22 protein-coding genes are annotated in these 25,282 nt (G+C 69.5%); 6 read left to right on the plus strand and 16 right to left on the minus strand.

Annotated features, from left to right (window positions below):
- The first annotated feature begins 125 nt into the window (after positions 1-125).
- A complete protein-coding gene (htpX, locus tag AAD496_RS08840; protein WP_349828299.1) occupies positions 126-1,025 on the plus strand; it encodes a zinc metalloprotease HtpX in 900 nt (299 codons plus the stop codon).
- Here the strand turns inward: htpX and pspAB are convergent.
- The 4 genes from pspAB to AAD496_RS08860 all read right to left on the minus strand — a co-directional run bounded on the left by pspAB (position 1,015) and on the right by AAD496_RS08860 (position 3,562).
- Positions 1,015-1,596: a PspA-associated protein PspAB gene (pspAB, locus tag AAD496_RS08845; RefSeq protein WP_349828300.1), complete on the minus strand. Its 582-nt coding sequence runs from the start codon at positions 1,594-1,596 to the stop codon at positions 1,015-1,017. The two genes, htpX and pspAB, sit on opposite strands and share 11 nt — an antisense overlap.
- Before the next feature lie 16 nt (positions 1,597-1,612).
- Entirely contained in the window at positions 1,613-1,861 is a 249-nt protein-coding gene (locus tag AAD496_RS08850) for an RNA-binding S4 domain-containing protein (RefSeq protein ID WP_349828301.1), read from the minus strand.
- Entirely contained in the window at positions 1,861-2,670 is an 810-nt protein-coding gene (locus AAD496_RS08855; RefSeq protein ID WP_349828302.1) for a hypothetical protein, read from the minus strand. Before AAD496_RS08855 ends, AAD496_RS08850 begins: the two co-directional genes overlap by 1 nt.
- 136 nt (positions 2,671-2,806) lie before the next feature.
- The gene (locus AAD496_RS08860; RefSeq protein WP_349828303.1) at positions 2,807-3,562 is read right to left on the minus strand and encodes a sulfite exporter TauE/SafE family protein; all 756 of its coding nucleotides are present in this window, start codon (positions 3,560-3,562) and stop codon (positions 2,807-2,809) included.
- Between the two features lie 136 nt (positions 3,563-3,698).
- Here AAD496_RS08860 and AAD496_RS08865 point away from each other — a divergent pair, with 136 nt between their 5' ends.
- Complete coding sequence (locus tag AAD496_RS08865) at positions 3,699-4,430, plus strand: DUF1707 SHOCT-like domain-containing protein (RefSeq protein ID WP_349828304.1); 732 nt, start codon at positions 3,699-3,701, stop codon at positions 4,428-4,430.
- A 94-nt stretch (positions 4,431-4,524) separates the two neighbouring features.
- Here the strand turns inward: AAD496_RS08865 and groL are convergent, their stop codons facing one another.
- Positions 4,525-6,162, minus strand: a complete 1,638-nt coding sequence (gene groL / locus AAD496_RS08870) for a chaperonin GroEL (RefSeq protein ID WP_349828305.1) — start codon at positions 6,160-6,162, stop codon at positions 4,525-4,527.
- A 224-nt stretch (positions 6,163-6,386) separates the two neighbouring features.
- Between groL and AAD496_RS08875 the strand changes: the two genes are divergently transcribed.
- Positions 6,387-7,862, plus strand: a complete 1,476-nt coding sequence (locus AAD496_RS08875; protein WP_349828306.1) for an MFS transporter — start codon at positions 6,387-6,389, stop codon at positions 7,860-7,862.
- A gap of 158 nt (positions 7,863-8,020) precedes the next feature.
- Here AAD496_RS08875 and AAD496_RS08880 read toward each other — a convergent pair whose 3' ends face one another.
- The 4 genes from AAD496_RS08880 to AAD496_RS08895 form a co-directional block, all read right to left on the minus strand.
- Complete coding sequence (locus AAD496_RS08880; protein WP_349828307.1) at positions 8,021-8,224, minus strand: cold-shock protein; 204 nt, start codon at positions 8,222-8,224, stop codon at positions 8,021-8,023.
- A 290-nt stretch (positions 8,225-8,514) separates the two neighbouring features.
- Entirely contained in the window at positions 8,515-9,111 is a 597-nt protein-coding gene (locus tag AAD496_RS08885) for a LytR C-terminal domain-containing protein (protein ID WP_349828308.1), read from the minus strand.
- Positions 9,112-9,113: 2 nt separating this feature from the next.
- Complete coding sequence (locus AAD496_RS08890) at positions 9,114-9,461, minus strand: DUF3263 domain-containing protein (protein ID WP_349828309.1); 348 nt, start codon at positions 9,459-9,461, stop codon at positions 9,114-9,116.
- Positions 9,462-9,824: 363 nt separating this feature from the next.
- The gene (locus AAD496_RS08895; RefSeq protein ID WP_349828310.1) at positions 9,825-11,303 is read right to left on the minus strand and encodes an aldehyde dehydrogenase family protein; all 1,479 of its coding nucleotides are present in this window, start codon (positions 11,301-11,303) and stop codon (positions 9,825-9,827) included.
- A 138-nt stretch (positions 11,304-11,441) separates the two neighbouring features.
- Between AAD496_RS08895 and AAD496_RS08900 the strand changes: the two genes are divergently transcribed.
- Complete coding sequence (locus AAD496_RS08900) at positions 11,442-12,188, plus strand: uracil-DNA glycosylase (protein ID WP_349828311.1); 747 nt, start codon at positions 11,442-11,444, stop codon at positions 12,186-12,188.
- A gap of 102 nt (positions 12,189-12,290) precedes the next feature.
- Here the strand turns inward: AAD496_RS08900 and AAD496_RS08905 are convergent, their stop codons facing one another.
- Both AAD496_RS08905 and AAD496_RS08910 read right to left on the minus strand, forming a co-directional pair.
- Positions 12,291-14,576 (minus strand): threonine/serine exporter family protein, encoded by a 2,286-nt coding sequence (locus AAD496_RS08905; RefSeq protein ID WP_349828312.1) that lies wholly within the window; start codon positions 14,574-14,576, stop codon positions 12,291-12,293.
- Between the two features lie 109 nt (positions 14,577-14,685).
- The gene (locus tag AAD496_RS08910) at positions 14,686-15,960 is read right to left on the minus strand and encodes an amidohydrolase (RefSeq protein WP_349828313.1); all 1,275 of its coding nucleotides are present in this window, start codon (positions 15,958-15,960) and stop codon (positions 14,686-14,688) included.
- A 117-nt stretch (positions 15,961-16,077) separates the two neighbouring features.
- Between AAD496_RS08910 and AAD496_RS08915 the strand changes: the two genes are divergently transcribed.
- Complete coding sequence (locus AAD496_RS08915; protein WP_349828314.1) at positions 16,078-17,097, plus strand: SGNH/GDSL hydrolase family protein; 1,020 nt, start codon at positions 16,078-16,080, stop codon at positions 17,095-17,097.
- A gap of 326 nt (positions 17,098-17,423) precedes the next feature.
- On the opposite strand, the gene AAD496_RS08920 is transcribed toward AAD496_RS08915, so the two are convergent.
- The gene (locus AAD496_RS08920; RefSeq protein ID WP_349828315.1) at positions 17,424-18,938 is read right to left on the minus strand and encodes an NCS2 family permease; all 1,515 of its coding nucleotides are present in this window, start codon (positions 18,936-18,938) and stop codon (positions 17,424-17,426) included.
- Between the two features lie 298 nt (positions 18,939-19,236).
- Here AAD496_RS08920 and AAD496_RS08925 point away from each other — a divergent pair, with 298 nt between their 5' ends.
- Entirely contained in the window at positions 19,237-20,358 is a 1,122-nt protein-coding gene (locus AAD496_RS08925) for an SPFH domain-containing protein (RefSeq protein WP_349828316.1), read from the plus strand.
- Positions 20,359-20,526: 168 nt separating this feature from the next.
- Here AAD496_RS08925 and AAD496_RS08930 read toward each other — a convergent pair whose 3' ends face one another.
- From AAD496_RS08930 to AAD496_RS08945, 4 genes are all read right to left on the minus strand, one after another.
- Complete coding sequence (locus AAD496_RS08930) at positions 20,527-21,714, minus strand: ABC transporter ATP-binding protein (protein WP_349828317.1); 1,188 nt, start codon at positions 21,712-21,714, stop codon at positions 20,527-20,529.
- A gap of 3 nt (positions 21,715-21,717) precedes the next feature.
- Positions 21,718-23,082 (minus strand): ABC transporter substrate-binding protein, encoded by a 1,365-nt coding sequence (locus AAD496_RS08935; RefSeq protein ID WP_349828318.1) that lies wholly within the window; start codon positions 23,080-23,082, stop codon positions 21,718-21,720.
- Between the two features lie 56 nt (positions 23,083-23,138).
- On the minus strand, positions 23,139-23,993 hold the full coding sequence (locus tag AAD496_RS08940) for a carbohydrate ABC transporter permease (protein ID WP_349828325.1): 855 nt from the start codon (positions 23,991-23,993) through the stop codon (positions 23,139-23,141).
- A 110-nt stretch (positions 23,994-24,103) separates the two neighbouring features.
- On the minus strand, positions 24,104-25,105 hold the full coding sequence (locus AAD496_RS08945) for a carbohydrate ABC transporter permease (RefSeq protein WP_349828319.1): 1,002 nt from the start codon (positions 25,103-25,105) through the stop codon (positions 24,104-24,106).
- Between the last annotated feature and the right edge of the window lie 177 nt (positions 25,106-25,282).

Here is a 25,282-nt window from a genome sequence, read left to right on the forward strand (position 1 = left end):
TCACGGCTGATGCACCTCCCGACTGAATCCACCGACGGGACCCGGTACGCCACGAGCGTGCCGGGTCCCGTCGATTGACACCCTCGCCCGCCTTCCACGTCCCAGCACCACTCGAAAGGCTCCTCATGGCTTCCTCCCGCTTCGTCAAGGACCGTGGACTGTCCGCCCGGATGGGTCTCACGATCTTCCTCAACGGGCTGATCTACGTCGTCCTCATCCTGGCGATCTGGTACCTGCTGGGCCGCAGCCTCCTCGGCGTCCTCGGTGCGGTGGCACTGAGCGCCGGGATCTTCTTCTTCCAGTGGTACAGCTCGGACAAGCTCGCCATGCGCTCGATCGGTGCCCGGGAGGTGTCCGCGCAGGACGCCCCGGAGCTCCACATGATGGTCGACCGGCTGTGCCAGTTGGCGGACATGCCCAAGCCGCGGGTCGCCTACTCCCCCTCGGCGGTGCCCAACGCCTTCGCGACCGGCCGCTCCCCCGACCACTCCGTCGTGTGTGTGACCCGCGGACTCCTGGAGACCCTGGAGCCCCCGGAGGTCGAGGCCGTCCTCGCCCACGAGCTCTCCCACGTCGCCCACCGCGACGTCACCGTGATGACCGTCGCCGGCGTCACCGGTGTCGTCGCCGGCCTCATGATGCGGTCCTTCCTCTACGTCCGGATGGGAGGTCGGGACAACAAGGGGCTACCGGTCATGCTCGTGGCGATGCTCGTCGGGGCACTCGTCTACGCCCTGAGCTTCGTGCTCATCCGGGTGCTCTCCCGGTACCGGGAACTCGCCGCCGACCGGGCGGCCGCCCATCTCACCGGTGCACCCTCCACGCTGGCCGCGGCACTCACGAAGATCAGCGGACAGGCCACGCAGGTCCCCGCGAAGGACCTGCGGGAGACCTCCGCCGCGAACCATCTGGCGTTCATCCCCGCGATCAACGGGAAGGACGTCCGTCAGTTCTTCTCGACGCACCCGTCGCTGGAGAAGCGTCTGGAGCAGCTCGCGGAGATCTCCCGCGACCTCAGTCGGTGAGGCCGGGGGCGTCCCAGACCGGGGACCAGCGGGACATGTCCGATTCGATGTCGAGATCGGTCGACAGGACCCCACGCATCTGGATCTCCAGGGCGGAGTCGCGCGTGTGTGGACCGGTCTGCGCGAACGGGTAGAAGGTCCCGCGCTTGTACAGGTAGACGAGCGCCATCCGCCGTCCCTGTGGATCGGCCAGGTACAGTGTCGAGCACAGCAGCATGGGGCCGAACCCCTGGTTCTCCAGGGAGGAGTTCACCGCGTGCATGCTCGTCACCAGGTGCGGCACGTCCGTGACCGCCGCGGTGTTCGTGATGACCTGCCAGGTGAAGCCGTAGCCGTCGTTCTCCTGCCGGACCGTCGTGTCCGGATCCGAGGCGATGAGGGCACGGCTCTCGGCCTCCACCGAGTCGAAGGCCGCACCCTCGACCTCCCGGAAGGCCACCGCGGCGACCCCCGTCGGGGTGAAACCGGTGGCCGCCTGCACGGTGAGGACCGCCGGGGGCAGTGCGAAGAGGTCGTCGAGGTTCGCCTTCTTGGGCGTCGACCGGCCGAACAGGGCGTCGAGGAATCCCATGCGTGCGTGTCCCGCCTCAGCGCAGCGGCGCGCTCTGGCCGCGGGAGGCGATCTCGAACTCGACCCCGGCCGCGGGGACGGCCACGACGTCACCGACGTGCAGGCGCTTGCCCCGGCGGGTGTCCGGCTCGCCGTTCACCAGGACCTCGCCGGCGGCGATCATGTCCTTGGCCATGGCGCCGTGCTCGGCCACCCCGTGGAGCTTGAGCACCTGGCCCAACTGGATCTCCGCGTCGCGGATCTCCACCCGTTCCCGTTCAGTCATCAGAAATCGAATCCTCCGAAGTCGCCACCGAAATCGCCGCCGAAGTCGCCTCCGGCGTCACCACCCATGTCGCCGCCCGTGTCACCGGAGGCGGCACCGTCCTCGTACCCCTCGGCATAGGAACCGTCCCAGCCGCCACCGAATCCACCCATGAGCATGGAGCCCATGAGGATGCCCGGCAAAAGTCCGGAGCCCGCATAGGAGTTGAAGTAGCCGCGGTTGTACTCGGCATAGGCCGGGCCCGCCTCGTAGTAGGCCCGGCGGCCGTGCCCGTCGGCGGTGGCCACCTTGCGGACGGCGGGTTCGGCACCGACGGCCACCCGCTCGGCATCGGCGGCGCAGACCGGCACGGGACGCAACTGGCCACCGGCCGGGGCCCAGTCGACGTCCTCGACGCTCGGGCCGTGCTGGGGGTTGAAGAAACAGGGCGGACGGCGGACCGGCAGGTCCTCCCCCGCGATCCGGGCCCGCACGCACTTCGCGGCGTAGCGGCCGTCCTCGAGCGCCTCGGTGACGTGCCGGACGTCCTCCGGCTCGTCGATGCACTCGAGGGTCTCCTTCGCGGTGTCGTAGGCCTCGAGCGCCCGCTGGTAGTCCTGCCGGGCACCGTCGTCGAGGTCGACACCGGCGGTGACGACGTCGAGGTCGGCGACCTCCTCACCGAAGGACGTGACGTCCTCGGCGGTCGCCTTCTTCACCAGGTCCAACTCGTGGCGCTTCTGCTCCAGTTCCCGCTGCTTGGTACGGCGGGAGGATATGACGAAGACGACGAGTCCACCGATGAGGAGGGCGAAGAACAGATAAGCCATGTGGTCTACTCCGTGGTCGTGCGGACCGGTCGTGCGGTGGCGGACGGTACCGATTGTCCGTCGGGATCCTGTGGGGCGGCTGTGTTCGGCAAAGGGGACTTGCCGACCCGGGTCCGTTCCCGCCCCGGGCAGGAGATCACAGGAGCCCGGTCACGCCCTTGACCAGGGTGAACGCTCCCCCGGCGAAGGCCAGCGCGATCATCCCGGCCCGGGCGGCGCCGAGCGGGACCCGCCGGGACAGCCCGTCGCCCGCCGCGAGTCCCACGAGCATGGCCACGAGGATCGCCACCCACACCTGCCAGGTGAGGTGCGGCAGTGCCCGCGCCGGGTCCAGGGCCACCTTGGCGATCACCGCACAGGCGGCGTTGGCGAGGAAGTAGCCCTGGGCCGTCGCGGCGAAACTGCGCTGTTCCCAGCGGGTCATGATCGCGTAGACGCTCAGCGCCGGACCCCCGACCCCGGCGGCTCCGCTCATGAACCCGGAGACCACACCGGCGGTCCCGGACTTCCACGGGCGTGGGACGACGGGAGCGGCGAACCGGGAGCCGAGCAGGGAGGAGGCGATTCCGAGCACGATGAGTCCCCCGACGAGCACGTACAGCGCATCGGAGCCCATCGACACTGCCAGCCACGCGCCCGGCAGGATGCCCACGAGTGACCCGGCCAGCAGGACCGCCACCCGCTTCCACCGCACCTGGCGCCACACACGGGTGAGCACGAGGGCCGCCGACACGACACTGCACAGGTTGACGAGGACGACCCCGGGCACCGGGTCGAGCAGGAGGACGAGGAACGGGCCGGCGACGAGTGCGAACCCCATCCCGGTGATCCGTTGGGTCGCAGCACCCACGAAGACGGCGGCGAGGACGAGGAGGACGACGGTGACGGACACCCCGCGAGTCTATTTGCCGGGGTCCGTGCCCTGCGCCGGGGTCCGTGCCCGTGCCTCCTGTGCACATTCTCCGCGTCTCGTCCGGGTCTCCGACTCCGGGCCCCGTACACCCGCCGTCGGGACTACCCTGTGGGGCATGGCTCTCAACCCCTCCCACTGGGACGGCTTCACCGCCGACCCGCACGAGACCCCGGACCTCCGCGCCTCGGACGCGGACCGGGAAGTCTTGTTCGAGGTGCTCGGGACCGCCTTCTCCCAGGGCCTGCTCGACGTGGACGAACACGCCGAACGCATGGAGACCGCCGGATCCGTCCGGACCCTCGGGCAGGTGCTCCCCCTGCTCCAGGACATCGTCGCCCCGCCGGGCACGGACACCGGGACGGGCACCTCGGCGGCGTTCTCCGGCTCCCACGACCTCGTGCGTCGCGCCACCGGACCGACCACCCCGGCAGCCCGCCGTGCCCTGCGCGATCTCGACGAGCTCGACGGGCTGCCCACGGACCCCGAAGGCATCGAGGACGCAGCCCTCGCCCACTTCAAGGACCGGATGCGGCGTTCGATCGGGTCCGCGGCCGTCCCCATCGGGATCACGCTCGCGATCTGGCTGGTGAGCGTCCTCGCGTCCGGCTCGTTCATCTTCTTCTGGCCGGTCTTCGTCATCCTCGGCTTCGGCTCGAACGTCGCGAGCACAGCATTCAACCGGCAGAGCATCATCACCGAGCGTCGCCGCCTGCTCACCACCCGGGCCCGGGCCAAGCTCGGCGACCCGGAGGCCCGCGCCCAGGTCGAGGCCAAGCCGAGCCTCTACTCGCCCGAACACCTGAGCAGCACCCGCGCCCAGCGTCGGCACCGCAAGCGCCGGCGGTGAATGCGACGGACCCCCGTCCCGACCCTGAGGTCGGTGACGGGGGTCCGTCGTGGTGCAGGCGCCTCGGCGTCGCCGAGGGGGCCTGGCGGTGGGATCAGAAGCCCATGCCGCCCATGCCACCCATGTCGCCCATGCCCTCGGCACCGGCGGCCGGAGCGGGCTCCGGCTTGTCGGCGACGACGGCCTCGGTCGTGAGGAACAGACCGGCGATGGACGCGGCGTTCTGCAGGGCCGAACGGGTCACCTTGACCGGGTCGTTGACACCGGCGGCCAGCAGGTCCTCGTACTCACCGGTGGCGGCGTTGAGGCCGTGACCGGCGGGCAGACCCTTGACCTTCTCGGCGACGACACCGGGCTCGAGGCCGGCGTTCGTGGCGATCTGCTTGAGCGGCGCCTCGATGGCGACCTTGACGATGGAGGCACCGGTGGCCTCGTCGCCGGACACCTCGAGGGTCTCGAAGGCGGTCTTGCCGGCCTGGATGAGCGCGACGCCACCACCGGCGACGATGCCCTCCTCGACGGCGGCCTTCGCGTTGCGCACGGCGTCCTCGATGCGGTGCTTGCGCTCCTTGAGCTCGACCTCGGTGGCGGCACCGGCCTTGATGACGGCCACGCCGCCGGCCAGCTTGGCCAGGCGCTCCTGGAGCTTCTCGCGGTCGTAGTCGGAGTCCGAGTTCTCGATCTCCGCACGGATCTGGGCCACGCGACCGGCGATCTCGTCGGCGTCACCGGCACCCTCGACGATCGTCGTCTCGTCCTTCGTGACGACGACCTTGCGGGCGGTACCGAGCAGATCGGCGGTGACGTTCTCGAGCTTGAGGCCGACCTCCTCGGCGATGACCTGACCGCCGGTGAGGATGGCGATGTCGGCCAGCTGCGCCTTGCGGCGGTCACCGAAGCCGGGGGCCTTGACGGCCACGGACTTGAAGGTGCCGCGGATCTTGTTGACGACGAGCACGGCCAGGGCCTCGCCCTCGACGTCCTCGGCGATGATGAGCAGCGGCTTGCCCGACTGCTGCACCGTCTCGAGGACCGGGAGCAGGTCCTTCACGTTCGAGATCTTCGAGTTGACGATGAGGATGTAGGGGTCCTCGAGCACCGTCTCCTGACGCTCCTGGTCGGTCACGAAGTAACCGGACAGGTAGCCCTTGTCGAAGCGCATGCCCTCGGTGAGCTCGAGGTCGATGCCGAAGGTGTTCGACTCCTCGACGGTGACGACGCCTTCCTTGCCCACCTTGTCGATGGCCTCGGCGATCTTCTCACCGATCTCGGCGTCACCGGCGGAGATGCCTGCGGTCGCGGCGATCTCCTCCTTGGTCTCGATCTCCTTGGCGGAGTCGAGCAGGACACCGGAGACCGCCTCGACGGCCTTCTCGATGCCGCGCTTGAGCGACAGCGGGTCGGCACCGGCGGCGACGTTGCGCAGGCCCTCGCGGACGAGTGCCTGGGCGAGCACCGTGGCGGTCGTCGTGCCGTCACCGGCCACGTCGTCCGTCTTCTTCGCGACCTCCTTGACGAGGTTCGCGCCGATCTTCTCGTAGGGGTCCTCGAGCTCGATCTCCTTGGCGATGGAGACACCGTCGTTGGTGATCGTGGGGGCGCCCCACTGCTTCTCCAGAACGACGTTGCGGCCACGCGGGCCGAGGGTCACCTTGACGGCGTCGGCCAGCGTGTTGAGGCCGGTCTCCAGACCGCGACGAGCTTCCTCGTCGAATGCAATGAGCTTTGCCATGTGACTGGGGTCCTCCCTGACAGGGGTGGATGGAACGAATCGACCCGCAGGCGCCCGCGACGGCAGGACCCCACCGCATTTCTCGTCAACGCGGATGGGAGTCCACGACCTGCTCGGTCGAATTTCACCGCTCACAGTTTTAGCACTCTCCCCACCCGAGTGCAAAGTGACCACCCGGGGGTGACGCCACCCATGGCCGCCGGAAACCGGATAGCCTCCGGACTGTGGTGAAGACGCCTGCTCCCCCGAATCCCCCCGCACCGGGCCCCACCGGTCACCGACCCCGTCCCCCGGCCCCGGAGTGGGCCGTCGTCGCGTCCCTGGCCTTCGCCGGGATGTGCTCGGCCTTCATGTTCACGCTCGTCGTCCCCCTCCAGGCCGACCTGCCACGCCTGCTCGACGCCTCCCGGTCCGACACCTCGTGGGTCGTGACGATCACCCTGCTCGTCTCCGCGGTCGCCACCCCTATCAGCGGACGCCTGGGCGACATGTACGGGAAACGGCGGGTGCTCGTGTACCTGCTCGCCGCACTCATGGTCGGCTCCCTCATCTGCACGTTCGCCCCCTCGATCGAGTGGCTGATCCTCGGTCGCGGGCTGCAGGGCATCACCTCCGGCACGATCCCGCTGGGGATCGCCGTCATGCGCGACGTGCTCCCGGCCGAGAAGTTGGGCACGGCCGTCGCACTCATGTCCGCGACGATGGGTGCCGGCGGCGCCTTCGGCATGCCCCTGGCCGCCTACCTCGCGCAGGGCCACGACTGGCGCACCCTCTTCTGGGTCTCCTTCGGACTCGGACTGATCGGCGCGCTCGCGATCCGGTTCGTCCTCCCCCGCGACACGCTGTTCGCGCCGGGGCGCCTCGACCTGCTCGGCGTCCTGGGGCTCGCCGGTGGCCTCACGGGGCTGCTGCTCTACGTCTCCCGCGGCGGCACCTGGGGCTGGGGCTCACCGGTCTCCCTCGGCACGCTGGCCGCGGGCGTCCTCGTCCTCGCCGTCTGGGGCGTGTACCAGTGGCGGACCCACGATCCGCTCGTCGACCTCCGGGTCGCCTCACGCCCGGCGGTGCTGCTCACCAATCTCGCCGCGATCGGCATGGGGTTCGCGATGTTCGGCTCCCAGGTGTCGTTCCCCCAGCTCATGCAGTTGCCGCAGGAGACCGGGATCGGGATGGGGCTCACGATGGTGGAGTCCGCGCTGTGCATCATGCCGGCGGGCATCATCATGATGGTGCTCTCGCCGCTCTCGGGACACCTGCAGAAGGCCTTCGGACCCCGACCCCTGTTCACCGTCGGCACGACCGGGATCGTCGTGTCCTACGTCTTCGTGCTCCTGTGGTCCGACCAGGTGTGGCACATCGTCGTCGCCAGCTGCGGTGTCGGACTGGGCATCGCCTTCTCCTTCGCCGCGATGCCGATGATCATCATGCGGGCCGTCCCCGCCGACGAGACCGGTGTCTCGAACGGACTCAACGCCCTGTTCCGGTCGATCGGCACCTCCTCGGCCGCGGCGGTCATGGGTGGCGTGCTCGCCACCCAGGTCGTCCGGGTCGAGGGCCTGCAGGTGAACACCCCGACCGCGGACGCCTTCGCCCTGTGCTTCTGGATCGCGATCGGCGCCGCGGCCGTCGCCATGGCGCTCACCTTCTTCATCCCGCGGCACCGCCCCGAGGACACCCGCCGCACCTGCCCCACGGACTGAGTGCGCCCGGGACTGAGTGCGCCCGGGTCCCCCGGACACGAGAGAAGCACCGGAGGACGAATCCTCCGGTGCTTCTCTCACAAGCCCTGCCGCGATGAACGGATCACCGCGACGGAGCCGAAACCTGGGGGTCCCAGGTCGGTGTGATCAGGGGCTGATCAGAGCGGGGAGACCTTCTCCGCCTGCGGGCCCTTGTCGCCCGAGCCGACCTCGAACTGGACCTGCTGACCCTCTTCGAGGGAGCGGTAGCCGTCCATCTCGATCGCGGACCAGTGGACGAAAACGTCCTGGTCGTCGCCGTCAACGGTGATGAAGCCGTAGCCCTTTTCAGCGTTGAACCACTTGACGGTGCCTTGTGCCATGAATTTCTCCGTAGAACTGTTTCGGTGGATGCGGTCGCATCCTCAACCGGCGTCCGAACGGGCCGATGTGCACCTTTCGCGCACCGGACCGTACGAAACGAAAACCGATCCCGACCAGGAGAATCGGAGAAACCCTGGAAGAGGTGGTGTAATCATTTCGTGACATTTACACCTTACCACGGGAAATCGTCCCGGGAGGACCGGTCCACGACAATTTCACCTGCGGCGGAAATGCGGCGCCACCTGGGAAAACGCTGACAGGACGTGGATCACGTCCCCGCCGCGGGAGGTCACTCCTCCTCGGTCGTCCCCGTGGGCTCCTCCGTGTCCTCCGCCGCCGGCGGATCGTTCGCGATGTCCGAGCACAGCACGATCGTGAGGTCGGCGGTCGTGAAGTCGGTGGACTCCTCCGCACCGGCGGCACCGATCTCCTCGGCCAGGAGGGTGGCCTGGGCCTCGAACTCGGGGTCCGAGTAGTAGACGAAGGTCTCCGAGTCCGGGGTCGAGTGGTTGCCGACCTCGACGACCTCCCAGTCGCGGTCCGCGACCGCGGTCTCGAAGTCCGCGCCGGCACCGGAGACCCCGGAGGCGTTGAGGACGGAGACGGTCGCCGTCTTGTCGATCGCCGGTGCCGAACTCTCGACCTCGGTCGGCTCCGCGGTCGCCTCGGCCCCGGAGCTCTCCTCGGCGATGACGTCCGCCGGGTCGGAGGTCGAGCGTTGGATGATGTTCACCGCGCCGACCACCAGCAGGATCGCGGCGAGCGCGAGCACCACCACGAGGGCGACGGCGCCGGCCTGCGAGGAGGGTCCGGACGTCCGGCGGTGGGCGCCACGGCGCTCACTGGGCTCCAGACGGTCGAATTCGTCGGTCGGGTACTCGGACATCGTCACCTCGCGATTCGGGCCTGTGCACGGGTCCGACGACGGGTGTCGCGGATCCGGCGGAGTCGTGTGATGAGCACGGGGTCCGCGGCCTGGGCGGCCGGGTCGTCGAGCAGCGCCCCGAGCATCTGGAAGTAGGCGGCCGCGGACATGTCGAAGCGTTCGCGGATGGCGTGGTCCTTGGCGCCCCCGTAGGTGGACCACCGGCGCTCGAACTCCAGGACCTCCGCCTGCAGGTCGGTCAGTCCCCGGGCCTCGGCGACACTCGTGGGGCGGTGTTCAACCCGTGCGGGGGCGTCACCACCCGCCGGCGTCGAGGTGTCCCCGGGACGCGCCGCTGGTTCCTCTGGCATGTCACCGACTTCCTTCTCCTGCGTGGTCGGACCCATCCTAGCGAGGAACGACACCCCTGTGGTTCCGGTGCACACGGTGTCGCATCACAAAAGGAGCAAAGCAGCCGGACGTCGGCCACGAACGCCCACGACCCGGACACCTCCGAGCCGGACGGAGCGGCGAGGTGCCCGGCAATCATGCCGAGGAGGGCAGGGCGTGGGGTCCACCCCGAGGGGAGAGCGGCCGGGCATACGATGCCGCCGCCCCCGACCGGAGTCCTACGGAGGTCGGGGGCGGCGGCATCGTGGGCGGGAGGGGTGGACCCCACGCCCCGCCCGTCACACGAGATGCCAACTCCAGGGCACCTCGGGCGCGGAAGAACCTCAGCCGAACTTCACGTTCACCTGTTTGATCTGGGTGAACCCTTCCAGCAGACCCTCCAGCGAGGCCTCACGGCCGAAGCCGGAGGTCTTGTACCCGCCGTAGGACTGGCCGGCCATCTGGGGACCGCCCTGGTTGACCTGGACCCAGCCGGACTCGATCCGGTCGGCCATGGACAGGGCCTTGTCGATGTCCTTGCTGAAGACGAAGGCGGCCAGACCGTAGTCGCTGTCGTTGGCCATCGAGACGACCTCGTCCTCGTCCTTCCACGGGATCACCGAGAGGACGGGACCGAAGATCTCCTCGCGGCTGGTGCGCCACTCGTTGCGCGCCTTCGAGAGGATGAGCGGCGCGTGGTAGAAGCCGGGCTCGCCGACGGTGAGGGACTCCCGCCCGTCGTAGGCGATCTCCACCCCGTCCATCGAGGTGCCGATCTCGATGTAGTCGGCGATCCGCTTCCACTGCTTCTCGTTGATGACACAACCGATGTCGGTCGCCTCGTCGCGCGGGTCGCCGACGGTCATGCGGGAGATCCGCTCGACGACGCCGGCCAGGAACTCGTCGTAGACGTCCTCGTGGAGGAACAGCCGCGATCCCGAGGTGCACGACTGCCCCTGTCGGGCGAAGCGGGTGGTGAGGACGACCTGGTCCATGACGTCCTCGGTCGCGGAGTCCGGGAAGACGATGGTGGGGCTCTTGCCCCCGAGTTCCATCGAGGAGTGCGCGAGGCGGGCGCCTGCGACCTCCGCGACGTGACGTCCCACCTGGGTCGACCCGGTGAAGGACACCTTGTCGACGTCCGCGTGCTGGACGAGCGCCTCGCCGATGACGCCGCCGAGTCCGGTGACGATGTTGAGGACGCCGGCCGGCAGGAACTCCTCGATGATCTGACCCATCCGCAGGATCGTGAGGGGGGCGTCCTCGGCGCACTTGAGGACGAGGGTGTTGCCGGCGGCGAGAGCGGCCGGGGTCTTGAAGGCGGCGATCATGAGCGGCGAGTTCCACGGCAGGATGCCCGCGACGACACCCAGGGGTTCGCGACGGGTGTACTGCAGCTGCCCCTCACCGGCGGGCAGGGTCACGCCCTTGACCTCCCCGGCGACACCTCCCATGTACCGGAACAGGTCGACGAGCGTGCCGGTCTCGGGACGGGCCTGGGTACGCAGCGCGTTGCCGGTGTCGAGCGCCGTGAGCTGCGCGAGTTCCTCGGCGTGTGCCTCGAGTGCGTCGGCGGCGGCGAGCAGGCGCTTCTGGCGCTCCTTGAAGTGCAGGGCGCTCCAGGCCGGGAAGGCCGCACGTGCGGCGGCGACCGCCCGGTCCGCGTCCGCGGCCTTGCCCTCGGGCACACGCGCGATCACGACGTTCCGGTCGATCGGGGTGATGACGTCGGCGCGTTCTCCGTCGAGCGCGTCGACCCACTCACCGCCGATGAGCATCTTCCAGTCCTGGGCGGCGGGGAACTCTGCCGGGAGGTCCGTCATGAGCGGTCCTTTCGTCGGGGATGTCGGGGGTGTGGGTTGCCGGGGGACCCTGTGGCGGACGCCACTGTCCTCCCGGTCGATCTTCGCACGCCCACCGGGCGCACCGCGACCATGGACTCCCCGCTAGTCTCGGAGCCCATGAGCACCCCGCACGGCACACCCGTCCCCGGATCCACCCCTGGATCCGCCGCTGAGTCCGCCGCCGGTGCACGGCGGCCCCTCACGGAGATCATGAGCCCGGACTGGGCCGCGGCACTCGCGCCCGTCGAGGACCACATCCACGCGATGGGCGACTTCCTCCGGGCCGAGAACGCCGCCGGCCGTGGCTACCTGCCCGCGGGCGAGGACGTCTTCCGCGCCTTCCGCGAGCCCCTCGCCGATGTGCGGGTGCTCGTCGTCGGGCAGGACCCCTACCCCACCCCCGGGCACGCGATCGGGCTCTCCTTCGCCGTCGCCCCCGAGGTCCGCCCGATCCCCCGCTCCCTGCAGAACATCTACGCCGAACTCGCCGACGACCTGGGCATCCCGCCGGCACCCCACGGTGACCTCCGTGCCTGGTCCCGCCAGGGCGTCATGCTCCTCAACCGCGTCCTCACCGTCCCGCCGGGGAACGCCGCCGGCCACCGCGGCAAGGGGTGGGAGGCCGTCACCGACCTCGCGATCGACACCCTCGCGGCACGCGGCGGACCGCTCGTCGCGCTGCTCTGGGGCCGCGACGCCCAGTCGCTCACTCCCCGCCTGGGCCGGGTGCCGATCGTCGCGAGCCCGCACCCCTCTCCGCTGTCGGCCCGCCGCGGGTTCTTCGGGTCCCGCCCCTTCTCCCAGGTCAACGCCCTGCTCGAACAGCAGGCGGCCACCCCCGTCGACTGGCGCCTCGACGGCTGATCTCACCGCCGCCCCGTCCCCGGCACCCCACCGGCCGACCGACCCGCCGCCGAGGCGCCCTGCCCGGGGCACAGCAGGTCCGGGGCACTTCGGGAGCGCTGGTCAGCGGGCCGGTTCGGTCGCCTCCGCGCCGTCGGTGGACGGGGTGTCCTCCTCCGCGCGGGCATCCTCGTCGGCGACGACGATCTCGTGGGCGCCGAACCGCTTGCCCAGGCGCTTGCTCACCGGACGGGCCAGCCAGTCACCGAGCACGACGCCGACGGCGATCGCCGCGTTCGCGATGATCGCGGCGAACAGCGCACCGAGACCGGTGGCCAGCGGCACGTACTCGGTGGGCTGGACGATCTGGTAGACGGCGGCGAACACGCTCAGACCCTGCAGCAGCGGGAAGACGCCGGGGATCACCATGACGACGGCCGGGGACCCCCGGTAGAGGGCGACGGGCCGGCACAGGAACCCGACGAAGGTGGCCGCGATGAACGTCACGAGGATGTTGTCGAGGCCCAGGCGCGCGAGCAGGGTCCACGCGATGAACCCGGCCATACCGATGAGCGCGGCCGGGAGGATGATGCGCTTGGAGGTCTGCATGCCCACCGCGCCCGTCGCGGCGACGCCGAAGGCCGCCACGAAACTGAGGATCCAGACGAGACTGCTGCCCCCGCGGGACTCGACGAGCACCTCGATCTCGTGCATCCCGAAGGCCTGCCCGATCATGAGCGACACCGCGATACCGGTGACGATACCCGCGAGTGACATGACGACCTGGACGGTCCGCCCGGCCGCCGTGATCGGGAACCCGAGGAGGGCGTCCTCGATGACGGAGATGAGCGTCTGCGTGGGCAACAACAGGATGATCCCGCTGGCGACCAGGTACTGCGGTGACCCGATGAGCTCGAACTCGGCGGCCGTCATCGCGACGAGGGTCGTGAAGGCCGCCATCACCGCGGCGGAGAAGAAGGCCGGTAGACCCAGACCGCCGAGCTTGGCGCCCACCCGGTCGTTGAGCACCGCCATGAGCATGCCCAGCAGGGCCGACGGGTAGGACCCGCCGATGAGGAGGGCGAAGCACCCCGCGAGGATCCCCCACGCGATCGTGACCGCCCAGTTGGTCCAGGGGCGCTTCTGCCGGCGGATCGCGTCGATGCGTTCGCGGGCCGTCACGTAGTCGATCTCGTGGTCGACGATGTCGAGCACGAGGGCGTGGACGGCCGAGAGCTTGGCGTAGTGGAAGGACTGCTCACGGGCCACCCGCATGACCGTCACCAGACGCCCGTCCGGGTCCTGGTAGTGGGCGACGAGCGAGTTCGCCGTGAGGTCGACCTCCGCGGTGTCGAGGCCGAGGGCACCGCAGGTCGCGATGACGGAGACCTCGACGTCCGAGGTGCCGGCACCGGCCCGCAGCATGATCGACCCGATGTCGACCGCGAGGTCGAGGATCATCCGGGCCTCGTCCTCGCTGCGCCGCTCGGCGACGATGGGCTCCTGATAGGGCGTCCCGCGCAGGACGGAGACGATGGGGATCGGCTGGGTGTCGGCCTCCTCGGCCGCCCGCGTGGAGAACCGCGACTTCGCCGACCGCACCAGGTAGTCCGAGATCTTCTTCGAGGCGCGCCCGCCCGACTTCAGCAGTTTCTCCGCCTTGTCGCGCTTGCGTTCCCCCGTCTCTCCCGCGAGGTCGGGGGCGAGTGCCGGATCCGCGGCCGCGGCGCGCGCCGCGTCCACCTGCCACCCGGCTCCCGACCGCTGCTCGGCGGTGTCCGGGGACGGGGTGTCGTGGTGGTGCCCACGGCGGGGGCGCGAGCGCTCGCGGAAGTACTCGGAGACCTTCTCGGAGCGCCCGTGCCGGCGCCTCCGGTCGGTGTCGGCCGGCGCGTCGGGGTCGGTGGAGGCGTCTGGTTCGGTGGGTCCCTCGGGTTCGGCCCGCCCGGTGTCGGTCCGCTCGGTGTCCGGTACCGCCGAGGCGTCCTGTCCATCGTCCGTCGCGCCACCGGCCGGACAAGCGAAGGCGGTTCCCGGCAGCGAGGCACCCGGCACCTCGTCGGTGTCCGTGCCCGCGACGGTGGGGCTGGGCGTGGAGGGCGCCTCGGGAGCGGGGGTCCGGGTCGGAGCCCGGTGCACAGTGGTGAGGACGTCTCCGGTGTCCGGGTCGGTGTGGTCGGCCGAAGGGTCGTCGACGTGGGGGATCTCGGCGGTCTCGGCGTCGTCGGATTCGAGGATCTCGCCGTGTTCGTCGGTGTAGAGGCCGGCCTCGGCCAGGGCGTCGGCAGCGAGCTCGCGGGAGTTCGCCGTGGTGCGCAGGGCGGCTCCGGCGGTGGGGCCGGTGTAGCCCTGGTCCTCCGGATCCGTGTGCGGGGAGTGCGCGTCGTCCCGGTCCTGCTCGTCGTGCATGTGCCGCTCCGTCCTGCCTCTGGTGTCCGATCGTCGGGGATGTGGGGAGGGATGACCCGTGTGAGAGGGGGTCGTGGCCGGTGGGCCTGCCGTCGGGCGAGGAGTGCCGTCAGGCGGGGGTGGCCACGTAGGTCTCGCCGAAGGGGTCGGCCCACAGGCCCTTGCCCGTCGCGGCGTCGTGCGTGTAGACCTCGCGGCCGCCCACATAGACGTGCTCGGCGCGGGCGTCGAGGTCGAGCGGGTGGCGGTCCCACACGACGACGTCCGCGTCCTTGCCGACCTCGAGCGAGCCGATGCGCTCGTCGAGACCGAGGATCCGGGCCGGGTTGACCGTCACGGTCTCCAGCGCCACGACCGGGTCGAGTCCCGCCTTCACACAGAGGGCCGCCTCGTGGATGAGGAAGTCGATCGGGATGACCGGGGCGTCGGTGGTGAGCGCGATGCGGACGCCGGCCTCGGCGAGGACGGCCGGGGTGGCGAGCGTCCGGTTGCGCAGTTCCACCTTCGAACGGGTGGTCATGAGCGGGCCGACGATCGCGTCGACGCCCTTGGCCGCGATGTAGTCGGCGATCAGGTGGCCCTCGGTGCCGTGGTTGACGACGAGGCGGTAGCCGAACTCCTCGCTCAGGCGGATCGCGGTGGCGATGTCGTCGGCGCGGTGGCAGTGCTGGTCCCAGGCGAGCGTGCCGTCGAGGACCTCGGCCAGGGTCTCGAGCTCGAGATCGCGGTCGAAGGGCTCACCCTTCTCCTCGGCGGCCGCACGCTTGGCCGCGTAGTTGGAGGCCGCGACGAAGGCGTCGCGGATGACCTTGGCGGTGCCCATCCGGGTCGAGGGCAGCTGGGTCCGTTCCCCGTAGACACGCTTGGGGTTCTCGCCGAGGGCCGACTTCACGGACACGTCCTGCGAGATGAGCATCTCGTCGACGATCCGACCCCACAGCTTGATGGCGGCGGTCCGGCCCCCGATCGCGTTGCCGGAACCGGGCTTGACGACCGCGGCGGTGACGCCCCCGCGCAGGGCGTCCTTCATACCGATCTCGCACGGGTCGATCCCGTCGATCGCGCGGACACCGGCCTGGTTGGGCGCGGTCATCTCGTTCGTGTCGTTGCCGGACCAGCCCTCGCCGTCCTCGTGGATGCCGACGTGGCCGTGGGCCTCGACGAGGCCGGGCGTGACGACCTTGCCGGAGACGTCGACCGTGGTCGCGCCCTCGGGGACCGTGACCGAGGCGGCCGGACCGACGGCGGTGAGGCGGCCGTTCTCGAGGACGACGGTGCCGTTCTCGATCGGCGCAGCCCGTTCACCGCGCGCTGCGATCGGCAGGACGGTTCCCCCGGTGAGTACGACGGTGGTCACGGGCGGGACGGGGACGGATGTGTACATTCTTCGGATACTCCTGATCGGGGATGGAGGGTGCACGGACAACGGTAGTCGGTGCGCGCCGGTGGCGGAGACCGCTCCGCGGTGCCGACGGACGCCCACCGGACTAGAGTGCGGTCCATGACCTCGACGATCACGCGTTACGTCGCCCTCGGTGACTCGTTCACCGAGGGCCTCAACGATCCCGACCCCACCGGGACGCCCGACCGGTTCCGTGGCTGGGCCGACCGGCTGGCCGAGTCCCTCGTGACCTCCCCGGCCGGCAGTCCCGACCTGGAGTACGCCAACCTCGCGGTGCGCGGTCGGCTGCTCGAACGGATCATCGACGAGCAGATCCCCCGCGCGCTCGCGCTCGAACCGGACTTCGTGACGATCTGCGCCGGCGGGAACGACTGCATCCGGCCGGGAACCGATGTCGAGTTCCTGGCCGAGAGCTTCGAGCGTGCGATCACGGTGCTGCGCGAGGAGGGGATCCGGGTGCTCATCGTCAACGGGTTCGACACCTACGCCTCCTCGCCGCTGTTCCGCACGCTGCGTCCCAAGGTCGCCGTCTACAACTGTCACCTGTGGACGATCGCCCAGCGCCACGGTTGCCAGATGCTCGACATCTGGGGCCTGCGGGAGCTCTACGCCGCCGAGTGCTGGTCGGAGGACCGTCTGCACCTGAGCTCCACCGGTCACACCCTCGTCGCCGAGGAGGCGCTCAGTACCCTCGAACGTTCCTGGCTCTTCCGTGGCGGCGTGCCCGGCGAGTCCGCCCACCCGGACGAGGCCGCCACGGTCCTCGCCGAGGGGTCCACAGGTGTTGTCGGAGGGCAGGGCACCTCGGCCGCGGGATCGGACGGGGCCGGTGCGACCGACGATCCGGCCGAGTCCGTTCTCGCCGACGAGGTGGCCGCCACCCACCGGGCGACCGCCGGTCCCGAGACACACGACCCACGCCGCGGCTTCAAGGTGACGCCGCGTCCGCCGCGCCCCGTCAGGGACGCCCTCATGGAGGAGTCGGTGTGGTTCCGCGAGTACTTCGTCCCCTGGGTGAGCCGTCGTCTGCGCGGGGTGAGCTCCGGGGACGCCGTCCGCCCTAAACGCCCCGTCCCCACCCCGGTGGTCGACCCCGAAGCCCCCGACCCCGAGTCCTGACCCTCCCCACACGAAATCACGTACTTCGGCTCGGATCACGGGTTCCGAAACACGTGATCCGAGCCGTTTCCCGTGATCCCACATCCCACCGAAGTGAATGACTCGGAGACCGGGCGCGACCCCACCCGAGGACCCCAGCCGTCATGCCAAAGGAGGGCGCGGCGCGGGGAAACCCCGAGGGGAGTGGCTTCGGGCATATGACGACGGACCCCCGACCGGAGCGCTGGCGCAGGTCGGGGGTCCGTCGTCATGGGCGGGAGGGGTTCCCCGCGCCGCGCCCGTCACGAGAAATGCCAGCAACAGGGCACCTCGGCAGCAGGGAGCCGTCAGGCGAAGAGCTGCTGGAGGGGCCCACTCACGAAGTACACGACGAACATCGCGGCGCTCACGTACATGAGCGGGTGCACCTGGCGGCCCTTGCCGCGCAGCAGCTTGATGGCGACGTAGGTGATGAAGCCGGCGCCGATGCCGTTGGTGATCGAGTACGAGAACGGCATGAGGACGATCGTCATGAAGGCCGGGATGGCGATCTCGACGTCGGCCCAGTCCACCCGGGTGATCTGCTGCATCATGAGGAAGCCGACGAGCACGAGGGTCGCGGCGGCCGCCTCGGAGGGCACGATGTTCGCGACCGGGGCGAGCACGATGGTGAGCAGGAACAGGACACCGGTGACGACCGAGGCCAGGCCGGTGCGGGCGCCGTCGCCGACGCCGACGGTCGACTCGACGAAGCCGGAGTTCGAGGAGGTCGAGCCCATGCCACCGCCGATGGCGCCGAGGGCGTCGGCGACCATGATGCGACGGGAGGAGGGGATCTCACCCTTCTCGTCCTTGATGTCACCCTGGTTGGAGATCGCGACCATGGTGCCGAGCAGGTCGAAGAAGTTGGCGATGAGGAGGGTGAAGACGGCGAGCGCGGAGACGACGATGCCGACGTTCGTCCAGGAACCGAGCAGGTTGAAGTTGCCGATGAGCGAGAGGTCGGGGAGGACGAACCACTGCTGGTCGAGGCTCGGGACGGTGAGGCCCCACCCGGTCGGGTTGACCGCGCCGTCGTCACCGATCTTGGGGCCCACGCGGAAAGCGCGCTCGAAGATCAGCGCGAGCACGGTGGCACCGATGATCGAGTAGAGGATCGCGCCCTTGACCTTGGCCGAGTGCATGGTGAACAGGCCGACGAGGGAGATGACGAAGACGAGCATGGGCCAGCCGAACAGGGAGCCCGCGTTGCCGAGCGTCAGGCCGTTGCCGCCGGCGTTCGAGATGAAACCGGCGTTGATCATGCCGATGAGGGCGATGAACAGTCCGATGCCCACGCTGATCGCGTCCTTGAGGGACTGCGGCACGGAGTCGAAGATCGCCTTGCGGAAACCGGTGAGGACGAGCACGAGGAGAACGATGCCCTCGAGGACGACGAGGCCCATGGCGTCGGCCCAGGTCATCCCCGGCAACACGACGATCGCGGCGACGAGGAAGGCGGACAGGCCGAGCGAGGACGACACGGCCATCGGGAAGTTGCCGACCAGACCCATGAGGATCGTGAGGAGGCCGGTGACGAGCGAGGTGGCCGCGGCGATCGCGGCGAGGTTCGGGGTCTCGCCGCCGCCCAGGTAGTTGCCCATCGAGTCGGTGACGGTCCCGAGGATGATCGGGTTGAGGACGATGATGTAGGCCATCGCGAGGAAGGTCGAGAGACCGCCGCGCAGCTCGCGGGTGACGTTCGACCCCCGCTCGGTGATCTTGAAGAAGCGGTCGAGGGCGGAGGCGTCGCCCGCCCCGGCCCCCGTGGCCGCGCCGGCCGTCGTCTGTGTCGTGGACTCCGCGCTCACGGATACCTTCATTCTGTGCTCGGTGGCACGCGGGTGTCCGGACCGCGCCGGGATCGACGCGGTCGGGCACGGATCCGTGCCGGTGAAAGGGGTCCTCGCCAGTGTAGGACCGGGCAGGTGACGAGATCGGTACGGATCCCGGCCTTTGTAGCCCATCGCACACCGATAGGCTGAGGGACGAGCCCGAACGCGTCACCCGGGTCACCCGGTGGTTCGCGGGTCGGAACCATCCACTGGGTTCGCGGTGTGCGTCGCACACACGCACCGCGCACGCGCTCCCCACTCGCACACCCATTGAGAGGACGGGAACATGACAGTCGCAGTACTCGTGGTCGTCGCCGTCATCGTCGTCGGATTCTTCATCCTCCTCGCGCTGCTGTTCGGCGGCCTGAGGACGAGCATCTTCTTCACCGTGAAGACGCAGGAGAACGTGATCGTCGAACACTTCGGCAAGTTCAAGAAGGTCGCCACCCCCGGCCTCAACACGAAGATGCCCTTCGTCGAGACGACGACCAAGCCGATCTCGCTGCGGATCCAGCAGTTGGAGGTCAACATCGAGACGAAGACGAAGGACAACGTGTTCGTCTCGATCCCGGTCGCCGTGCAGTACCAGGTCGATGCCAACCGCGTGGCCGACGCCTACTACATGCTGTCCAACCCGCAGGAGCAGATCCGTTCCTACGTGTTCGACACCGTGCGCTCGGCCCTGTCCTCCCTCACCCTCGACAGCGCCTTCGAGTCGAAGGACGACATCGCCAAGAGCGTCGAGCAGCGCCTGTCGCAGTCGATGAGCGCCTACGGCTTCATCATCCGCAACACCCTCGTCACCGACATCGCCCCGGACATGCGGGTGCGCGACTCGATGAACTCCATCAACGCCGCCCAGCGCGACCGCGAGGCCGCCCAGGCCCTGGCCGAGGCCGACAAGATCAAGCGCGTCACCCAGGCCCAGGCCGAGGCCGAGTCCAAGCGCCTCCAGGGTGAGGGTGTGGCCGCGCAGCGCAAGGCGATCGCCACCGGTATCGCCGAGCAGTACGAGATGCTCAAGAAGGTGGGCATCGAGCAGACCGCCGAGCAGCTGCTCCTCATGACCCAGTACTTCGACACGATGCAGGACGTGGCCCGCAACGGTCGGTCGAACGTCCTGTTCCTGCCCTCGAACCCGGGCCACCTGGGCGAGATGTCCCAGGAGATCCAGAACGCCCTGCTCACCTCCTCCGAGGCCGCGAAGGCCCGCGACACGGCCGGTCCCTCGGTCCCGGAGATGGAGGAGACAGCGCACGACGAGGAGGAGAAGGAGCACTCCCGCCGCAACCGCCGCATGCAGGAGCAGGTCGAGGCCGCCCGCGCCCGTGCCGCCCAGGCCGCCCAGCAGGCGTCCCAGGGCTTCGGGAACATCCCGGGTCCCCCGCAGACGCCGCCCATGCAGTGAGACGGCTGCGGTGAGCACACCACCGCGGTGAGATGCCTCGCCGACACCGGAGCCGCCGAGGCGCCCCACCCCACACGAGAACCCCGCACGTCCCTTCCGGGAGGTGCGGGGTTCTCACGTCGTGCGGGTCGTCGTGCAGGGATCTCGCGTCGTGCGCGGTGTCGACCCTCAGGCCGGGGCCGGCGTCGTGACCGGCTCCGCAGCGGGTTCCGACACCCGCGCCCCGGAACCCAGTCGGGCCTCCGACCCGGCGTCGAAGACGAGCACCCGTTCCGGGTCGACCCCCAACCGCAGTCGGGTGCCCACCGCCGGGTGCTCTCCCTTGGGCAGACGGGCCACGTACCGTTTGTCCGGGACGTCGCCCTCGCGCACGCCGTACACGTAGGAGTCCGAGCCGAGTTCCTCGACGAGTTCGACGACCACCTCGAACCGTCCCATCTCCTCCGGTGCCGGAGCAGCCGGGTCCGCCGCGCCCGAGGCGCCCGTCGTCCGGGTGCCGTCCCCGACGACGTGCAGGTCCTCCGGGCGGATCCCGACGAGCACCGGACCGGTCGGATCCACGCCCGCGAGCAGCGGCACCGTGAACTCCCCGTCGACGGCGCGACCGTCCTCCACCCGGGCCGGGAGGAGGTTCATGGTCGGGGACCCGATGAAGCCCGCGACGAACAGGGTCGCCGGGGTGTCGTAGAGCTCCCGCGGTGTGCCGACCTGTTCGACGCGGCCACCGTTCATCACGACGACCCGGTCGCCCATCGTCATCGCCTCGGTCTGGTCGTGGGTGACGTAGACCGTCGTGACACCCAGGCGTCGCTGTAGCGAACTGATCTGCGCCCGGGTCTGCACGCGCAGTTTCGCGTCGAGGTTCGACAGGGGTTCGTCCATGAGGAACACCTGCGGGTCGCGCACGATCGCCCGGCCCATCGCCACGCGCTGCCGCTGCCCGCCCGAGAGCTGCCGCGGTTTGCGGTCGAGGAGCCCGTCGAGTTCGAGGATCGCGGCGGCCTGGTGGATCCGCCGTCGGCGTTCCTCCTTGGGCACCCCGGCGTTCTTCAACGAGAACTCCATGTTCCCGGCCACCGTCATGTGGGGGTACAGGGCGTAGCTCTGGAACACCATGGCGACGTCGCGGTCACGCGCGGTGACCGCGGTGACGTCCTCCTCACCGAAGCGGATCGACCCGGCACTCGGCAGTTCGAGACCCGCGAGCATCCGCAGGGTCGTCGACTTGCCGCACCCCGAGGGACCGACGAGGACCAGGAACTCGCCGTCGGCGATCTCCAGGTCCACGTCGGCGACCGCGGGCCGGTCCGCGCCGTCGTAGGTGAGCGAGACGCCGGAGACGGAGACTGCGACCACGACTCAGTTCTCCAGGGTGTCGGCGAGGTCCGACTCGTAGAGTCCGGTCATGGTCTCCTGCGAGGCCTGCAGACGTTCCTCGACGTCGACGTCCGTCGTGAGGATCTCCTGGAGGGCCTGCGAGAGCTCGTGGTCACCGCCGGGCAGCAGCACACGGCCGAAGTCCTGGGTGCGCGAACGCTCCTCGAGCTGGTTGACCGCGATCTCGTAGTTCGGGTTCTGCTCGTAGAGCGCCGAGAGGTCCGAGTCCGTCCGCACCGGCATGTAACCGGTGAACTCCGAGAACTCCGCGGTGTTCTCCGCGTTCGTCACGAAGTCCATGAACTGCGCGGCCGCCAGCTGCTCCTCCGGGGTGGACTTGGCGGAGATGCCGATACCGGCACCACCGGTCGGCACGACGAGATCCTGCTCGACAGGGCCGCCGGGCAGCAGTCCGACGCCCACCTCGAAGTCGGCGGAGTCGGTGACACCGCCGAGCGATCCGGTCGAACCGATGTACATCGAGGCGGCACCGGCGGCGAAGTCGTCTCCGGCGGAGTTCGAGGACACCGTCGCCCAGCCGTCCTGGACGGCGGTCTGTGCGAAGGTGACGGCCTCGACGGTCTCCGGGGAGGTCAGCGCGCTCATGTCCCACTCGTCGGACCAGCCGCCGCCGTACCCCCAGACGAGGTTGTTGAGGACCCAGGCCGGGTAACCGTCGGCCGGCGGGAAGGCGAAGGCCGCCTGCTGTCCCTCGATGTCGGCGTCCATGAGCGTCTGCGCGGCGGCCTTCACGCCCTCCCAGTCGGACGGGACGGCGTCGTCGAGACCGGCGGCCGCGAAGTGGTCCTTGTTGTAGTAGAAGACCGTCGTCGACCGCGAGTAGGGGACGCCGTAGTGGGAGTCCTCGTACAGGTAGTCGTCGTAGAGGGTCTGCTGATAGGTCGAGACGTCGTTCCCGACGGCCTCCATCACCTCGTCGACGGGCAGCAGCGAACCGTTGACGTGGTTGGAGAACCAGGTCGCGTCGGAGACGACGACCATGTCACCGATGTCGTTCGAGGTCTGCGCGGTCTGGAACTTCTGCGAGACCTCCTCGTAGTTCGCACCGGCGGTCACGAGCTCGACCTCGATCCCGGTCTCCTCGGTGAAGGCGTCGATGAACTCCTGCTCGAGCTCCATCGTGCCGCCGGGGTGGTTGGACCAGAAGGAGATGGAGTCCGCGGGTTCCACGGTGGCCCAGTCCACGGCGGCGGCCTCGTCGGAGCCGGAGTCGTCACCGACGGCGGGGCCGCAGGCGCTCAGGCCGAGTGCGGCGACACCGGCCAGGGCCGCGACAGGGAGGGCGCGCGCCTGCAGGACGCGGGGGAACGGGGTGTGACGGGTCATGTGTGGGTTCTCCTCGGGAGTGGATGGATCCGGGGTGGTCGGGGTGGTCGGAGAGATCATTTGACGGCCCCCTGCGTGAGACCGGCGACGATGTACCTCTGGAGCGCGGCGAAGACGACGAGCACGGGGATGACGACGAGCACGGCACCGGCCATGAGCACGCCGTAGGAGCCTGTCGAAGTCTCCAGCGACTGCAGGAGGTTGAGACCGACGGGCAGGGTCATGACCTCGGGGGTGTCCGTGATGACGAGCGGCCACATGAAGTTGTTCCACTCCCCCACGATGGTCACGAGCGCGACGGTCGCGATGCTCGGCGCGGAGACCGGCACGACGACCGTCCACATCCGCTTCCAGTGACCGGCGCCGTCCATCTCGGCGGCCTCGAGGAGTTCCTTCGGCAGCGTCTTGAACTGCTGGCGCAGCAGGAAGGTGCCGAAGGCCGTCCCGAGGCCGGGCAACAGGATGCCCAGCAGGGTGTTCCGCAACCCCAGGCCGGTGATCGTCATGTAGTTGGGCAGCAGGGCGACCTCCGGCGGCACCATGAGTGCGACGAGGATCGCGATGAAGATGACGTTCTTGAACCGCACGTCGACGAAGACGAGCGCATAGGCCGTCGCGATCGCCAGGTACACCTTGATCGCGGAGCCGACGACGGTGACGATCACGCTGTTCGTCATGACCCGCAGCAGCGGGACCTGGTCGGCGACCGCGCGGTAGTTGTCGAGGGTCGGGTCCTGCGGGAGGAGACGGGGGCTCGTCGTCGTGATCTCGTGGGGCGGCTTGAACGATCCGATGACCATCCAGAGCAGCGGCAGCACGATGAGCAGGAACGCGATGAGCAGCGGCAGGTAGCCGCCCAGGAGCGTCGCGGCGAGGTTCTGCCGCGAGAAGGGACCCCCGCCGCGCAGCACTCGCCGCTTCTTGGCGGCCGCGGTCCTCCCCGGATCCCGAGGCGCCCCGTCCCCGAGTGCCGCCCGCTCGGTGTCCGGCCGCTCGAGCGTGGTGGTGGTCTCGGTCGTGCTCACGAGTAGTGCACCTTCCGTTCGACGAAGCGCATCTGGACGGCGGTGATGACGAACAGCGCGAGGAAGAGGACGACGGAGATCGTCGCGGAGTAGCCGGCACGCTGGTAGGCACCGAAGCCTTGGAGGTACAGCTCGAAGACGATGGTGTTCGTACCGTTGCCGGACGGGGTCATGATCTTGAGGATGTCGAAGGCCTGCATGGAGCTGAGGATCGTCGTGATGAAGAGGAAGAACACGGTGGGGCTCAGCAGCGGCAGGACGACCGTGAAGAAACGGCGTACCGGCCCGGCCTTGTCGATCGCGGCGGCTTCGAGCAGGTCCTGTGGGATCGACTGGAGGCCGGCGAGATAGACGACCGCGCAGTAGCCCAGGTTCTTCCACACGTAGACGATGATGACCATGACGAGCGCGAGGTCCGGGTCGAGGAACCACTGTGGCGAATTCATGCCCCACTGGCGCAGGAAGTAGCCGAGGACGCCGATCGCCGGGTCGAAGATGAACGACCAGATCATGCCCACGCCGACTCCGGAGAGGACGTAGGGGCTGAACAGGGCCGTCCGCGCGAGGGTCCGACCGGGCAGCGCCCGGTCGAGGACGAGGGCGAGGAGCAGGCCGACGACCATGGCACCGAGCACCGTGGTCCCGGTGAAGATCAGGGTGACCCGCCACATCTCCAGGCCCGCCGGGTCCGTGAAGAGCTTCACGTAATTGTCGAACCCGGCCCAGGAGGCAGCTCCCGCACCCATCCGCCAGTCGAGGAACGAGTAGTACACGTTCGAGACGAGCGGGTAGTAGATGAACGCCGCGATGATGAGGATGTTGGGCCCCGCGAGGGCGGCGAACACCAGCCAGATGCGGGCGGCCCGGCGGCGTCGGGTCCGGCGGATCCCGGCGGTACCACGGGAGACAGGGCCTGTGGCGGCGGTCGGGCCGGGGGCGGTGGCCGCCGCGGTCGGGGTGTCAGGCCCGGGGACGGGTCCGGTCACCTGCACGGTCATGGAGGGTCCTCACTGGGAACGGGGATGTCATGTGGTGTTCGTTCGAACACCGCATGACAGCCAATCGTTCCGGTGTGAACTGCTGACGCGGAAAAGGTGAACGGAGGAAAAAGCCCAGGTGAAAGAGGTGCGGGCGCGCACATGCGACAGGCCCGGGTCGGACGTGATGTCCGGCCC

The sequence above is a fragment of the Brevibacterium litoralis genome, assembly GCF_040212315.1.
GTDB lineage: Bacteria > Actinomycetota > Actinomycetes > Actinomycetales > Brevibacteriaceae > Brevibacterium > Brevibacterium litoralis.

Excerpts from the sequence above, each read along its gene's own strand:
- htpX (WP_349828299.1), top strand. The coding sequence starts at position 126 with ATGGCTTCCTCCCGCTTCGTCAAGGACCGTGGACTGTCCGCCCGGATG.
- pspAB (WP_349828300.1), bottom strand. The coding sequence starts at position 1,596 with ATGGGATTCCTCGACGCCCTGTTCGGCCGGTCGACGCCCAAGAAGGCG.
- AAD496_RS08850 (WP_349828301.1), bottom strand. The coding sequence starts at position 1,861 with ATGACTGAACGGGAACGGGTGGAGATCCGCGACGCGGAGATCCAGTTG.
- AAD496_RS08855 (WP_349828302.1), bottom strand. The coding sequence starts at position 2,670 with ATGGCTTATCTGTTCTTCGCCCTCCTCATCGGTGGACTCGTCGTCTTC.
- AAD496_RS08865 (WP_349828304.1), top strand. The coding sequence starts at position 3,699 with ATGGCTCTCAACCCCTCCCACTGGGACGGCTTCACCGCCGACCCGCAC.
- groL (WP_349828305.1), bottom strand. The coding sequence starts at position 6,162 with ATGGCAAAGCTCATTGCATTCGACGAGGAAGCTCGTCGCGGTCTGGAG.
- AAD496_RS08880 (WP_349828307.1), bottom strand. The coding sequence starts at position 8,224 with ATGGCACAAGGCACCGTCAAGTGGTTCAACGCTGAAAAGGGCTACGGC.
- AAD496_RS08885 (WP_349828308.1), bottom strand. The coding sequence starts at position 9,111 with ATGTCCGAGTACCCGACCGACGAATTCGACCGTCTGGAGCCCAGTGAG.
- AAD496_RS08890 (WP_349828309.1), bottom strand. The coding sequence starts at position 9,461 with ATGCCAGAGGAACCAGCGGCGCGTCCCGGGGACACCTCGACGCCGGCG.
- AAD496_RS08895 (WP_349828310.1), bottom strand. The coding sequence starts at position 11,303 with ATGACGGACCTCCCGGCAGAGTTCCCCGCCGCCCAGGACTGGAAGATG.
- AAD496_RS08900 (WP_349828311.1), top strand. The coding sequence starts at position 11,442 with ATGAGCACCCCGCACGGCACACCCGTCCCCGGATCCACCCCTGGATCC.
- AAD496_RS08905 (WP_349828312.1), bottom strand. The coding sequence starts at position 14,576 with ATGCACGACGAGCAGGACCGGGACGACGCGCACTCCCCGCACACGGAT.
- AAD496_RS08910 (WP_349828313.1), bottom strand. The coding sequence starts at position 15,960 with ATGTACACATCCGTCCCCGTCCCGCCCGTGACCACCGTCGTACTCACC.
- AAD496_RS08915 (WP_349828314.1), top strand. The coding sequence starts at position 16,078 with ATGACCTCGACGATCACGCGTTACGTCGCCCTCGGTGACTCGTTCACC.
- AAD496_RS08920 (WP_349828315.1), bottom strand. The coding sequence starts at position 18,938 with ATGAAGGTATCCGTGAGCGCGGAGTCCACGACACAGACGACGGCCGGC.
- AAD496_RS08925 (WP_349828316.1), top strand. The coding sequence starts at position 19,237 with ATGACAGTCGCAGTACTCGTGGTCGTCGCCGTCATCGTCGTCGGATTC.
- AAD496_RS08935 (WP_349828318.1), bottom strand. The coding sequence starts at position 23,082 with ATGACCCGTCACACCCCGTTCCCCCGCGTCCTGCAGGCGCGCGCCCTC.
- AAD496_RS08945 (WP_349828319.1), bottom strand. The coding sequence starts at position 25,105 with ATGACCGTGCAGGTGACCGGACCCGTCCCCGGGCCTGACACCCCGACC.